Raw genomic sequence first — 13,412 nt, 5'->3', positions numbered from 1 at the left:
TAACTAAGGGATTGTTCTTCGGGAATAAGGTAGAATGCTTCGGGTGTGACAAAAAACAATCAGCTTCGCAGCCAGCGCCAAGCCAGTGCTTGCCGGCAGATCCTGAAACAAGTTCAGGATACCCCATCAGGCTTCCAGTCCAGTCACCCCCAAAGTGCTTTCAAAACCTTTGGGCTTTTCACAGGGGCTTTTAAATCGCGGTTCGTTCACGCTACATGTAGCTTGTAGCTAACTATAAACCGTTAACACCAGTTTTCGGGAACCTCCGTAATCACGGTATTCGCCCAGGTAAATTCCCTGCCAGGTTCCCAGGTTCAAGCGCCCATTCGTAATCGGAATGGTCAGCTCAGCTCCCAAAATAGACGACTTGAGGTGGGCAGGCATATCGTCAGCTCCTTCGAAGGTGTGGGTATAAACCGGATGGTTTTCAGGAATCAATTGATTCATAAAGGAATTAAAATCGGTTCGAACCGATGGATCAGCATTCTCATTGATGGTGATTCCGGCTGAGGTGTGTTTGATTAAAATATGAAGCAAACCTTTGTCCGGCAAATCCGGAAGTTCGCGGCTAATCAAATCCGTAATCAGGTGAAAACCTCTTTTAAATTCCGGCAGTCGTATTTCTTTTTGTTGAATCATGGTCACTTCATAAAGTCATCAAACGCGTTGTAAACGCCGCCGCTTTGCTGCGACTGCTGCCTGTCGTGTTGGCTTTGCTGCCACTGAACAGCCATATCCGAAAGCACGGGATCTGCGTGGCTGAAAAATAGTTTGTAGGAAGTACAAAAGCGCGGCTTCCGCTGGTCAAGCGGATCTTTAATCCGGTCTTTGGTGCAACCGCCATAGCACTTGGTTAGCCAGCGGCACTGCTTACACTCGCGTGGCAACTGTGCCTTGGCCTGTCCAAACAGGGTTTGCTTTTTTGAATTCAGCATGTTGATCACCCGGTCGTGCATCACATTGCCCAACTTCCATTTTGGCTCAACAAAAAAGTCGCAGCTATAAACGTTCCCGTTGTGTTCAATCACAACATAGGGGCCGCACTCCTTCATCATGGTGCATTCGGGCGCTTCAAGGCCCACATAGCTGTAAAAAACCGATTCAAAATGACGAACCGAAGTCGTGGGTTGGCCATCTTTAAAATCGGCCAGCCACAAATCGAACAGCTTATTCAGGAAATGCCCATAGTCTTCGGCTGACACCGAAAAGTCAGCCGCTTTGGACGAATCGTTCTTATCGGTTTCAACAATTGGAATAAACTGCATGAAAGTTAAGCCCAAACCTTTGAAGTAGTTGTACAATTCTTCGGGATACTTAACCGAGTGACTCGTCACACAACACATGGCATTGGCCGAAACACCTTCATCAAGCAGCATTTTTGCATTGTCCTCCACGCGCTGGTGGGTTCCTTTTCCACCCAAATCGAATCGGTAGTGATCGTGAATATGCTTGGGCCCATCCAGGGACAAACCCACCAGCCAATCGTATTTTCTCAGGAATTTGGCCCAGTCCCGGTTCAGTAAAAGTCCGTTTGTCTGCAGACCGTTGCCCACCATCTGACCATGCCCGTATTTTTGTTCCAACTCAATGGCACGCTCATAAAATTCCAATCCCATCAGGGTCGGTTCCCCTCCCTGCCAGGCCAGCGAGACGCTGTCGCCCGATTGCTGCATCACCTGCCGGATGGTCTCTTCCTGTACCTGCGGACTCATGCGGTGGGTTTTACTCTGGTGAAACAGTTCCGATTTCTCCAGGTAAAAGCAATAGGTGCAGTTCAAATTGCAATCCGGTCCGGACGGCTTAATTAAGACGGAATTAAGGGGTTTAAATTTCTTTGCCATATCGTTCTCCTCTGCTAATCAAAAACACAAACATACTAAAACAATTACAAAACCAACAGTCTTCCATTTTAACTGTTATTTTGATATCTTTCAACTTCAATTGGATCAGGTTAAATTAAAAAAAATGAAAACACGGATTACCTTCACGTTAAGTCTTTTGATTGTCGCATGTAGTTTTCAGATAGCACATGCCCAGAGCTTGATCAGGAATCAAGGTTTTTTTTATGGCGTGGAAGGTTTTTATGGCGTTCACTCAAGTTTAAAAACTGACCACGTGTATGACACCGATACTTATTCTCCTTCATCTTATGGACTGAAGGCTTCGGCCAACTGGTTTTCGGGATACCATCTGTCAACCGGCGTCGCCGTTGCGGTTTTGAACTATGAAGATCCCAACATGTTTACCTTACCGGTAGTGGTTAATGCCCAAGCCTATTTAAACAAAGGTTCCAACACACCGCTGGCTTTTGTCGAAGGCGGTTATGGTTTTCGCCTCAACAACCGGAAGCAGGATAAGGGTTTTATCTACGAAGCCGGAATTGGCTACCGCTATCGTTTAAAATGGAGCAACTTTCTGGTCGTTAAGGCGGGTTATCATACGTTTATCAACAACGAATGGGATTGGTTCAGGAAACTGGGGGACGAATATGATCCCGAGTCTCCCTATCGCTGGTACGACCTCAGACGGCACACCATCAACCTCAGCATTGGTTTTTATTATTCAACCAGGTATTAATTTGGGTCGAAACGAGCTACCGCCCAATAAGTTCTTCCAAAATACGGCCAGAGCAGTGCGGAGGTGTTCCGTACCCCAACAAATGCAGCAGTGTAGGTGCCATGTCAATCGCATCAACAGGTTTTAGTGTCGATCCGCGTTTGATGCCTTTCCCCATCCAAATCATAGGAATCCGACTGTTGTCATTATAAATGGTTCGTTTAAATTTATACTCCGGCTGCCAGCCTTCCTCCAACACATAGAGCACATCTCCCGACCGTTTAAAGTTAAACGAACTGGCTATCGCAGCCAGCTGACTTTTTACGTAATCGCCCTGCTCAAAATCAATGGCTGGCAAAGATATCTTCACCCCCTCAAACTGGTTGATAAAAGAGGCCGCCTTGGCTTGAACATCGGCCAAATGCAAGCTGTTTTTCTCAATTAAATCGCGGTTCAGGTAGATTTGCTGATCACTCACAAATTCGACCCAATCGCCTTGCCCGTAACTGATATTGAGAAACGACTTCAACAGAGCTACCATGCTTTCTGGAGCCACAAAACCAACAGGCATATTAAATTCCTCCTTCAAATAATTAACCGGATAGGTCGATGAACAAGCCGAACTCAAAATCAGCAAATACCTGTCGCGACCTATTCGCTGATCCAAGAAGTTGAGTAAATGCTCCATGTTCCGGTCGAGCCGAAGGTACAGATCCTGCATCTCCATGGAATTTGGACTAAACGATCCCTGCTCATAATCCATCGACGAAAAATTGATCGCCAGCAAGTCTGGGGTGCTATCCATACCGAGTTGCTCGGCTTCAATCAGCGCCAGCGAAAAATCTTTAACCAGCTGATTTCCGTACGGAGTGGTCTTCAAAATCTTATAGCTCCCTGCCTGTTTTTTCAGCCGGTTCAGGTTGTATGGAAAAGTATTCCATTTGCCGTAATAGCCAGGTTCGAGCAAATAGCCATCTTCCACGCTTTCGTAATAACTGGTTAAAGGCAACAGTGGTTCCCAATCGTTATCGATATAAAAATCGGCAAACCGCCTATCATTAAATTGTCGCACCCAATCCGGAAACTGGTCTACATAGTAAGAGCTGCTGATCATGTTCCCGGTCAACTCGTCCATCCAGTAAGCACCATCAGCTGCATGACCAGAGGAAAAAACTGCGCTATTCGCATTCAGGGCCACGGAAAACACCCGAGCAACATTTCTTGTATTGAGTTTCAATATATCGCCAACAGTTGGACTAAGCAATTTAGCCGCCGAAACCTGCCCTTCCTTCGAATCGCTTCCTACCGTGATATAATAGTCATCTTGCAAGGCATTAACTTCCTTTCGACGCAGGCGATCATACCACGAATCGTTGACAATCCCGTGCCGGGCGGGATAAACCCCCGTAAAAAGTGTCGGCACGCCAGTGGCAGTCTTCTGAATGTGCAAATTCATGGAAGCATTTGTACAAACTGCTCCATCTTGCATCAGACGACGAAAACCACCTTGCTGAAACTGGTTCCAATACCGGGTTATGTAATCGGCCCGCATTTGCTCCACATTCACCACCACCACCAAACGGGTCTGGTCTCCGGGTGCGTTCGGGATTTGTTGCGCAAAAGACAGCGAAACCAGAGCGATAAAAAATAGGGAAAAGAGTATCTGTAGTCGATTCAGCATGGTATAGATTTTTAAACGCGACTCAAAAATATAAAAAAGAACTGAACTCACTAACTGAACGAAATTTATTGGAAATAATTATAGAAGTGCGACGCTTCGGGCATTCAATCCCCGGTTAATTTTGGTCCTAAATACCGCTTGCCGAACAGCTGAATAGGGTAGTCGAAAAAAGCTGGCTTAGGGGTAAATATGCCTTACCTTGTCTTATCTTAATACGAAATGACCAAAAGTAAAATCGACAACCATGAAAAATGTACTGCTTGTTCTCCTCCTCGCCTGTGCCGTGACGACACTCAATGCTCAAGACAACCGTCAACAAAAAGTGATTGATCAGCTGGCCGCCATTCACCTCATGATTGAACGCTCGCCCATCGACAGTGTGAAAGTACGCTATGCAAAGATGATTCGTGAAACCGGATTGCCGTCAGCAGAACTCGATCTTCCGGATGGCCGATACCGGGGCGAGTCGCCTGCCGATGATTTCGATTACCAACACGTAGTAGAGTTTGAAGTCCAGGCCGGGAAGATTGTCCGGCTCGACTACGATGAAGTTCACCAGGATGGTCGTGGAAAAGAGGGAGACGAAGCTTACTGCAAAAAAATGAGTATCACGGGCACAACTCCGGCCATTGCCTATCCCGTCTACGAGAAGGCCTTGTTGGAAACGAACAAGCTCGACGAGCTTGACGCAGTCAGCGGTGCCAGCTTCTCGCTCTACCGATTTAAGCTTTCTGTAGCCTATGCCTTGGTGAACGGAACCTTGTAGTTCACTTAACCAACCTCCAGGTTGGTCATGGCATTTGTGGGTGTAAAGTCATAATCAGGGTACTCATAAATCGGGATACGAAATTCGGTTTCGCCAATGGAGTAGCCGTACAAACTCTCATATTCGCTGATTTCCTCACCCATGCCTTCCAACTGTTGCAGGTACTCGCTAATGGACTTGGACTCAATGATGATCACCTTGCCCATTTTATTTATAATGGGACTGTGCTTACGGGTCTGATCGTGATCAAACTGCAAAATACGCCGCCCATAGCGGGTAATGCCAATCACCCGGAATGTCATGCTTTTCCCTACGCCTGGCAGGTTCAACACATTGCGGTCGGAAGCCAGAAAGGGCAGATCTTCCTTCTCGCGCAACTGCTTAATCTTATCCGCCATGTGTTCAGCTTCCATTGGAAACTGGCGTATGTCATCGTAATATTCTGCCGGAATGTATCCAAACCCCTTTTCCTCCTTTTGCTCCTGCACCGACCGGGCATTAACGGCAAAACTGTGGTTGTTCTCCATGTAACCCTTTACCGTAAATGTGTAATACGACAGCACGCCTACATCATTAAGCACCTGCCGCAATTTGGAAGCATGGCCACGACGCGATGCCGCTGTGGTAAACACGAGCTGATTGGTGATGGTCCACCCGGCAGAAAGCAACAGTTCAATGCTCTTACGGGCTTCGGGCGTCACCTCCATAGGCGATTCGAAATGGGTTTGAACGACAAACTGCCGGACACCAATCATCTCGGCTTTGGCTTTGAAATCAGTGAGAATCTGAATTAACTTTGGTGTGATTCGCTGCGGCAAATAGATCGGCAACCGCGTGCCCAACCGCACCCGAACCAACTCTGCGTACTTCTCGCCCTCAGAGCGAAACTGGTTAGCCTCCTGCTTCCGCTTAGCCATAACACACACGGCTTCAAAAATCTGTTCAAGCGCGTTATCTGAACTCATCAGCGCATCGCCGCCAGTAATCAGGATATCGCGTAATTGCGAGTCGTTTTCAAAATAATCCATCAAATGCTGCAACTTTTCCGTCCAGCCTTCTTTGGGTCTCAACTTCTCCAGGTCGAAATACAAGTTTCCATTCTGGAAATCGAACATGCGCTGGCAAGAAGCACACAGCCCTCCGCAGGTACGTCCTGCAGTATCGGGAATCAAGATAGCCACCTCGGGGTAACGCCTGTGAATGTTATGCGAGGTAGGAAGCAGCCAACCTGCGGCATTCGGCTCACCTGGTCTTACCACGTCTTCCTTTTCCCAAGCCGAAATATGACCAAACTCACTCACCAGCTGCCGGGAATAGATGATGTAATCGCGAATGGCCAGATCGGCACCAATGGCAAAATACGGAACACGCACATGCAACAAGGATAGGTAGTACGGATTGACAAAAAACGGGATTCCGATATCGCGGGCTTCATAAAGAATTTTCATGGTATCGGGATCGAGCGAATTACCCAGCATCTCGTTGAGCAGCTCGGGTGTGCGAACAGCAAATTTCAAATGAAACCGGTAATCTGTCCACCAATCGAGTACCTGCAGATATTTCTGTTCGTCTGACATGCCTTCCAAAAAATGAAACCGTTCACTTTTCACCACTCCTTCATCAATCAAGCGAACGATTACGCGAATGATGCGGTCGCGGTTTTCCTCCCGCAACTTCACGATCCGTGGGTCACAGCCCGACGGAAAACGCTCCATCCATTCCTCCAACTGTCCGGCAGAGGGCATCTTGCGTTTACGCTCACCACGATACTGGCGAAAAAGCTCCAACATGTCGTCGAAGAAGAACGGCTTGGCCCCACCAGTACCATAGTTTACGGCCAGCCAAATCATTTTAACAGGATTGCTCACAGCCAGTTCACCATGCAAATTCAAATCCGGATATTCCTGATCGGCATAATCAATATAATCCAACAAACGGATGGCAGCAAAATCAGACCAAGCTAATTCCCCGGCCGTAACCCGGCTCCCATCCTGTTGGTAAAAGCGGTATGCATCCGGCTTCTGCTTCAAATCTTCCAACACCCAATTGCGCACGCCAATCAAGGCTTCAGTCTCGTTGCGTGAACTGCGCATAATCTCTTCGAGGCGTGGGTTTTCTTTCAGTAAGCGTTTAAGTAAGCGATGAGACTTGACATTAATGGCTATTTTGTCCAATTGCTGAATCGTTGACATGGCGACCTCCTCTTTCCTAATCGTTTCGTGTTCATTTTCTTTTCCATCGAAATCCATCATACATGGGGATAACCTGTCGGATGGCTGCAGTAATCCTGACGGATACTGAGTGCGCGGTGCAAGCTTTTTGAAGTTACAAAAATCCGGGCACTTTGTCAAGATCACGAAGCACAAATGACCAGATTAGCAAAACAAAAAAACCGATATTAACCGACATGTCAATTCCCAGCAAAAAGATTCTGTTTTGACTTTTTCCCTTATCTTTAGAAGATCCAAAAAAAAGATCAATCACATTATACAGACGAAGAATCAGACATGGAAACAGAAGCTCCCAAAAATATTTTGATAAGAAAAGCATCGGGTGAGCAAGAGCCTTTTGCCGTTGAAAAGCTTATTCGCTCGTTGCGCAATGCCGGAGCAGAAGAGGGGATCATTCAGCAGGTGACCAGCGATATTCAAGCCTGGATTTACGATGGCGTAAGTACGCAGCAAATTTACGCGCGGGCTTTCACTCTTTTGCGAAAGAAAAAAAGCCAGGTCGCCTCACGCTACAAACTCAAAAAAGCCATGATGGAATTGGGGCCTACGGGTTACCCCTTCGAACATTTCGTGGGTCATATCATGCAACGAATGGGCTTTTCGGTTGAAGTTGGACAAACCTTGCAAGGCCATTGTGTAACACACGAAGTGGACGTGGTGGCCACCCAAGACAAGCAACTGCACTTTGTGGAATGCAAGTACGGACAGAATGCCGGGCGAATTCAGAATGTTAAAGTGCCCCTTTACATCCGGGCCCGGGTGGACGACCTGATTATCAAGCGAAAGGAAGCACCGGAATATGCTGGCTTTACGTTTCATGGATGGGTGGTAACCAACACCCGATTTACATCCGATGCCATTGACTACGGCACTTGTAGCGGACTGAAACTCTTGAGCTGGGACTATCCGCCGGGCAACGGGCTGAAAGACTGGATTGACCGTGAAAAGCTCTATCCGATTACCGTAGTGAAAAACCTCAACAACAGTCAAAAGCAGGATCTGATGGAACGGCACATCGTCACCTGCCGCCAGCTGTTGGACGATCCGCAGCTGCTGGCTCCGCTCGCCCTCAGCGTCAGTAAAACCAAGGCTTTACTGAAGGAAATCCGGGAGATTTTGTAGGCATCGTGGATCCTTTCTTGTATTTTTCGCTCCATTTCTTTGGTTGTTTTCAGACGGACGATGGTTAAGATTGACCAGAATACAGCATGGATTGCGGCTATATTTCTCAGAATAAATTGAAGATGCCTGCCGGAATCATCCGGAAATGGATATTTTTACAAGACAAAAGCGAATCCTATGGATGCAATTTTCACTTCGGGTATTTTCATGTCGTTTTTCATCGTGTTTCTGCTTTTCACCAAGAAGAACAAAGCGCTAACCGACCGGATTTTAGCGGCTTGGGTGGCCATCATGGGCATTCACCTGCTGGGATATTACCTTTACCATCTGGGATTCTGGGAGCTGTATCCGCACCTAATTGGCGTTACAGCGCCTTTCCCATTGCTGCATGGCCCGATGCTCTATTTATACACCTTGTATTCACTGCGCAATGACAGCAAAATCCGGCGAATTGATTATCTGCATTTTGCGCCAGTAGCCATTGCCTATCTGTACATGGCGAAATTCTTTTTCTTCTACACCATTGAACAGAAACGAATGGTTGACCGGGGAGAAATTGATGATTTTGGACTATTTTCATCAATCTTGCTAATCGGGTTTGTGGTATCGGGACTTAGCTATTCCATACTCGCCTATAGGCTCACCTGGAAACATAAGCGTCAAATTGACGATAACTTCTCCTACGATGAAGGCATAAACCTCGACTGGTTGCGCTATTGCATCTGGGCAATCGGCATTATTTTTCTGACAGTCACGATCATCCTTGTTACACGCGAGCTGTTTGAAGTGCCGTATTCGTTTAATGCCGATTATATTTTTTATACCCTGATCATTGTATTTATCTTCTATATTGGTTATTTCGGCATTCGACACCAAGATATGTTTACCCACAATGTGAAAGATCTCAAGTCCTCGCCGCCCCTGCCGGATGAGAAATACAAAAAATCGGGCTTGAATGAAGCGCTTTTGGAGGAAGGACATCAAAAACTGCTGGATTTCATGCATGCAGAGAAGCCTTTTCTTGATCCGAAACTCACGCTAAGCGGTTTGGCCAGTGCTCTGAATATGTCGCCCAACCAACTGTCGCAAATCATCAACCAACAGGAGCAAATGAATTTTCATGATTTTGTGAACCGGTACCGGGTGGATGAATTCATTCACCGGGCTTCTCAAAACAACCGGTTCAGTATTCTGGCCCATGCGCTTGATTCGGGATTCAACTCAAAATCCTCCTTCAACAGCATCTTCAAAAAGCATAAAGACAGGACACCGTCGCAATACATAGCTCAACTAGGCGCTGAAAAACCGACCCTGTAAAGCTATCTCGTCAAAAAAAATTGGCACTGCCCATTTCATCTCAGTCCGTTATCCTTCAACACTTTAAAGGCACCAACGTGTAGGTTCGCACCCTTAAAAAGTCCGAAATTATACGCTTGGGCGATTGGTCTGTCGCTTTGGCCTTCATTTGCTAAAAAATTCAAACGAATCAATTTTACAAATGAAAGCACAAGTACAAACCACAGAAATTATTCAGGCATACCAAAGGCCTCTCGCGTTTTATACCCTGGCGACCATGATTCCTTGGGGGCTTTGGTTCATCAGTGGGCATATCAGTCACCTTAGCCCTTATAGCCACGAAATGAAATGGATTACCAGCATCCTCAGTTTTACAGGTTTACTGGCTCCGGTCCTTATCGCCTTCTGGTTCATTCTCCCAAACAAAACCTTAAGAGAAGATTTCATGAGACGGTTTTTCAATTTCAAAACACTCAAACCGCAGTACCTGCTGATCACTGTTTTTCTAATGCTGGTCAGTATCCTCGCAGCTCAGGCCATTTCCCTGCTCTTTGGATACCCTGCTGATCAGTTTCAACTCCGGGGCTCGTTCAGTTTTAGTTCCGGTATTTTTCCGGTTTGGGTGCTCCTGTTGCTCGCCCCCCTGCTCGAGGAACTGGCCTGGCATTCGTATGGTACCGATTGTTTGCGTTCGCGTTTCAATTTATTTACGGCCTCTGTGCTGTTTGCTTTTTTCTGGTCGTTGTGGCACTTCCCTTTGTCGTTTATCAAAGACTACTACCACAGTAACCTTGTCGAATCGGGACTGATCTATTCCGTCAACTTTGTGGTGAGCCTGGTACCCTTTGTCCTGATCATGAATTGGCTCTATTACAAAACGAACCGGAATATGCTTCTTCCGATCGTATTCCACATTTCAGCCGGATTTTTCAACGAGATATTCTCCACCCACCCCATGAGTAAAGTCATCCAGACCGGGCTGCTGCTTGTTCTATCCGCTTTTCTGGTTTTGACCAACCGAAGCCTGTTTTTCAATCGAATTTTCAATCCATCAACAATCAATTAATCCATACAATCATGAAAGCTTTATTTTTAACACTTCTTACAACGATCCTTTTCTGCGGGAACCTGTTTTCGCAAACAATTACTCAAAATATTAACGGAACCATTCGCGATCAACTGACGCGTGAGTCGCTTCCATTCGCCAATATCATTGTCGTGGGATCCGATCCCATGATTGGCACTACATCTAATGTGGACGGCAACTTTACCCTACAAAACGTGCCAGTGGGCCGCTGTGATATCCAGGTGACCATGATCGGCTATGAGCCTTACCTTGTCAACGAGCTGATGGTTACTTCCGGTAATCAAATCCGGCTGGACATTCATCTGGAACCCAAACTGACCGAGCTGGAAGCTGTTGAGGTGACGGTGCGGAAAGACCAACCGCTCAATTCGATGACCACGCTGAGCAGCCGTCAGTTTACTGTCGAAGAAACCCAGCGGTATGCCGGAGGAATGGACGATCCAGCCCGCCTCGTCACATCCTTCGCAGGCGTGGCGGCACCATCAGTCAGCAGCAACGGTATTTCCGTCAGGGGGAACAATCCCGACGGGTTGTTGTGGCAGGTTGAAGGTGTAGAAGTGCCAAACCCAAACCACTTCGCCAACCTGACGGTTGCCGGAGGCGGACTGCTAACAGCACTCAGCAGCCAGATGATGGCTAACAGCGATTTTTATACCGGGGCTTTTCCTGCGGAATATAGCAATGCCAGCTCGGGGGTATTCGATATCAAGATGCGAACCGGCAATCCCGATCAACGCCAATATACCCTGCAAGCGGGCATCATTGGTGTGGATTTTTCAACCGAGGGGCCCTTCAAACAAGGAAAAAAGGCAAGCTACCTAATGAACTACCGCAACTCCACCATGGCCCTAATCGCTCCACTGTTGCCCGACAATACCGGCATCCTCAAGTATCAGGACCTGGCTTTCAAAACCAGCTTTCCGACGAAAAAAACAGGAACTTTTTCATTGTGGGGTATTGGCGCTCTCGACGGGCAGGCGATGGATGCCGCTGATAGCATAGACTGGGAGATGAATGCCGATCGTGACAATTCGGATACCAAACTTTACCTATTTGCCACCGGACTGTCGCACCAATTACGGATAGGCAGAAAAACATTTCTCACCACCATCCTGTCGGCCACCGGCAATGGAATATCCCACAAAGAGGATCGCATCGCCTATGATCTTACGGAAAGTCCCCAGTCAGATATCGACAACCGGGTGTGGCGCTACACTTTGCAATCGGATCTGGATTACCACTTCGGAAAAGGAAACAGCTTGCGCACGGGACTGAAATACAGCCAACTGGGCTATCGCATCCATGCGGAGCAGTCGATGCACGAAGGCGCACAACCCGAAACACTCTCCGAGGCATCTGACAAAACCGGCATGCTTCAGTTCTATGGCCAATCGAAGATCAATTTGCTACCCCAGTTGACCCTGAATGCCGGTGTTAATGCCCTGGTATTTTTGTTGAATGACAGCTATTCCATTGAGCCTCGCCTGGGACTTAAATATCAGCTCACCCCCACTCAAAGCCTGGCTTTTGCCTACGGTCTGCACAGCCGCATTGAACAATTGCCAGTGTATTTTGTGGAACTGGACGGCCAAAACCCCAACAAAAATCTGGACTTGATGCAGTCGCACCATTACGTGCTGGCCTACAACTGGAAGATCAATGATCACCTGCGTTTTAGCGTGGAGCCCTACTACCAGCACCTAGCCAATGTGCCCGTTTCTCCTTTCAGTTACGTATCGACCCTCAACTTTGAGCAGGAAATGTTTTTCAACGAAGCGCTTGTTAATGAAGGCACGGGAAGAAATATGGGCTTTGATTTCACCCTCGAACGTTTTATGAAAAAAGGGTTTTACTATCTGCTCACCGGTTCGGTGTTCGACTCAAAATACACCGCTACCGATGGCGTAGAACGCAACACCCGCTTTAACCGGAATTACGTGGTGAATGTGCTGGCCGGCAAAGAATGGTTGCTTGGGCGCGACAACAACAAAGTGCTGGGCGCAAATATTCGCTTAAATTACCTGGGCGGCAACCGCAAAGAGCCGATTGATCTGGAAGCATCGCTGGCCGGAGAGGAAGTTGTCTATGCCGAAACGGAAGGCAATCAGGCTTTCGAGGAGCGATTTGACGACCAGCCGCTGGTGTCATTTACAATCTCCTACCGGATCAACAAAGCCAGACATTCTTCAGAGTGGTCGCTGAAAGTTTTAAATGTATTGGGTACCGAAGAGTTTGACACGGATTACTACAACCTGAAAACCCAGACCATCGACACCCAATATACCGGCATCAGGATTCCAAACCTGAGTTATAAGATTATTTTTTGAGCTTGCTGACCACTTCAGTCCAATGCCTGACTGCCTTTTTTTAATACGAAAACCATTAGACACAACGTTGATGAGAATAAATAAAAACCCGATGTGCCCAACACGTGGGTGGATTCAATCCAATACTGGCTCTTTGCATCATGTCGTGTGTCGCGGTTTCCGAGCCATGATTTGTCAGCCTGAGTTGGCGCCGCCATCAAGTCTGGCGGCGTTGACAGGTTCTTGCCGAGTTTGCTACCTTATTCGCGGCCGGAGAAGCCCGATTAATGACAACCACAGTCGTTGTCTCCGCAAACAGAATCCTTCTTTTTTTTCTTCTTGAAAAAGTACTTTTTAATCAGAAAGA

General features: G+C 47.2%; 10 protein-coding genes. 6 read left to right on the top strand and 4 right to left on the bottom strand.

The window, feature by feature from the left end; genetic code table 11:
- Positions 1–228: 228 nt before the first annotated feature.
- The gene (locus AAC033_RS06535) at positions 229–639 is read right to left on the bottom strand and encodes a secondary thiamine-phosphate synthase enzyme YjbQ (RefSeq protein ID WP_339736543.1); all 411 of its coding nucleotides are present in this window, start codon (positions 637–639) and stop codon (positions 229–231) included.
- 2 nt (positions 640–641) lie between these two features.
- Complete coding sequence (locus AAC033_RS06530; protein WP_339736542.1) at positions 642–1,841, bottom strand: anaerobic sulfatase maturase; 1,200 nt, start codon at positions 1,839–1,841, stop codon at positions 642–644.
- Positions 1,842–1,965: 124 nt separating this feature from the next.
- Between AAC033_RS06530 and AAC033_RS06525 the strand changes: the two genes are divergently transcribed.
- On the top strand, positions 1,966–2,577 hold the full coding sequence (locus AAC033_RS06525) for a hypothetical protein (protein ID WP_339736541.1): 612 nt from the start codon (positions 1,966–1,968) through the stop codon (positions 2,575–2,577).
- A 16-nt stretch (positions 2,578–2,593) separates the two neighbouring features.
- On the opposite strand, the gene AAC033_RS06520 is transcribed toward AAC033_RS06525, so the two are convergent.
- Positions 2,594–4,237: an alkaline phosphatase family protein gene (locus AAC033_RS06520; protein WP_339736540.1), complete on the bottom strand. Its 1,644-nt coding sequence runs from the start codon at positions 4,235–4,237 to the stop codon at positions 2,594–2,596.
- Between the two features lie 244 nt (positions 4,238–4,481).
- On the opposite strand from AAC033_RS06520, the gene AAC033_RS06515 reads away from it, so the two are divergent.
- A complete protein-coding gene (locus tag AAC033_RS06515) occupies positions 4,482–5,003 on the top strand; it encodes a hypothetical protein (RefSeq protein WP_339736539.1) in 522 nt (173 codons plus the stop codon).
- Between the two features lie 5 nt (positions 5,004–5,008).
- On the opposite strand, the gene AAC033_RS06510 is transcribed toward AAC033_RS06515, so the two are convergent.
- Positions 5,009–7,255 (bottom strand): hypothetical protein, encoded by a 2,247-nt coding sequence (locus AAC033_RS06510; protein WP_339736538.1) that lies wholly within the window; start codon positions 7,253–7,255, stop codon positions 5,009–5,011.
- A 255-nt stretch (positions 7,256–7,510) separates the two neighbouring features.
- Between AAC033_RS06510 and AAC033_RS06505 the strand changes: the two genes are divergently transcribed.
- The 4 genes from AAC033_RS06505 (at position 7,511) to AAC033_RS06490 (ending at position 13,066) form a co-directional block, all read left to right on the top strand.
- On the top strand, positions 7,511–8,356 hold the full coding sequence (locus AAC033_RS06505) for a restriction endonuclease (protein WP_339736537.1): 846 nt from the start codon (positions 7,511–7,513) through the stop codon (positions 8,354–8,356).
- A gap of 177 nt (positions 8,357–8,533) precedes the next feature.
- The gene (locus AAC033_RS06500; RefSeq protein ID WP_339736536.1) at positions 8,534–9,673 is read left to right on the top strand and encodes a helix-turn-helix domain-containing protein; all 1,140 of its coding nucleotides are present in this window, start codon (positions 8,534–8,536) and stop codon (positions 9,671–9,673) included.
- Positions 9,674–9,854: 181 nt separating this feature from the next.
- Entirely contained in the window at positions 9,855–10,718 is an 864-nt protein-coding gene (locus AAC033_RS06495) for a CPBP family glutamic-type intramembrane protease (RefSeq protein ID WP_339736535.1), read from the top strand.
- Between the two features lie 11 nt (positions 10,719–10,729).
- Entirely contained in the window at positions 10,730–13,066 is a 2,337-nt protein-coding gene (locus tag AAC033_RS06490; protein ID WP_339736534.1) for a TonB-dependent receptor, read from the top strand.
- Positions 13,067–13,412: the final 346 nt, after the last annotated feature.

The organism is uncultured Sunxiuqinia sp. (assembly GCF_963974515.1).
Lineage (GTDB): Bacteria > Bacteroidota > Bacteroidia > Bacteroidales > Prolixibacteraceae > Sunxiuqinia.
This window is presented reverse-complemented; position numbering and strand designations above follow the sequence as displayed.

What these genes read in the sequence shown, in the direction of transcription:
- AAC033_RS06535 (WP_339736543.1), bottom strand. Translation starts at nt 639, where the DNA reads ATGATTCAACAAAAAGAAATACGACTGCCGGAATTTAAAAGAGGTTTT.
- AAC033_RS06530 (WP_339736542.1), bottom strand. Translation starts at nt 1,841, where the DNA reads ATGGCAAAGAAATTTAAACCCCTTAATTCCGTCTTAATTAAGCCGTCC.
- AAC033_RS06525 (WP_339736541.1), top strand. Translation starts at nt 1,966, where the DNA reads ATGAAAACACGGATTACCTTCACGTTAAGTCTTTTGATTGTCGCATGT.
- AAC033_RS06520 (WP_339736540.1), bottom strand. Translation starts at nt 4,237, where the DNA reads ATGCTGAATCGACTACAGATACTCTTTTCCCTATTTTTTATCGCTCTG.
- AAC033_RS06515 (WP_339736539.1), top strand. Translation starts at nt 4,482, where the DNA reads ATGAAAAATGTACTGCTTGTTCTCCTCCTCGCCTGTGCCGTGACGACA.
- AAC033_RS06510 (WP_339736538.1), bottom strand. Translation starts at nt 7,255, where the DNA reads ATGATGGATTTCGATGGAAAAGAAAATGAACACGAAACGATTAGGAAA.
- AAC033_RS06505 (WP_339736537.1), top strand. Translation starts at nt 7,511, where the DNA reads ATGGAAACAGAAGCTCCCAAAAATATTTTGATAAGAAAAGCATCGGGT.
- AAC033_RS06500 (WP_339736536.1), top strand. Translation starts at nt 8,534, where the DNA reads ATGGATGCAATTTTCACTTCGGGTATTTTCATGTCGTTTTTCATCGTG.
- AAC033_RS06495 (WP_339736535.1), top strand. Translation starts at nt 9,855, where the DNA reads ATGAAAGCACAAGTACAAACCACAGAAATTATTCAGGCATACCAAAGG.
- AAC033_RS06490 (WP_339736534.1), top strand. Translation starts at nt 10,730, where the DNA reads ATGAAAGCTTTATTTTTAACACTTCTTACAACGATCCTTTTCTGCGGG.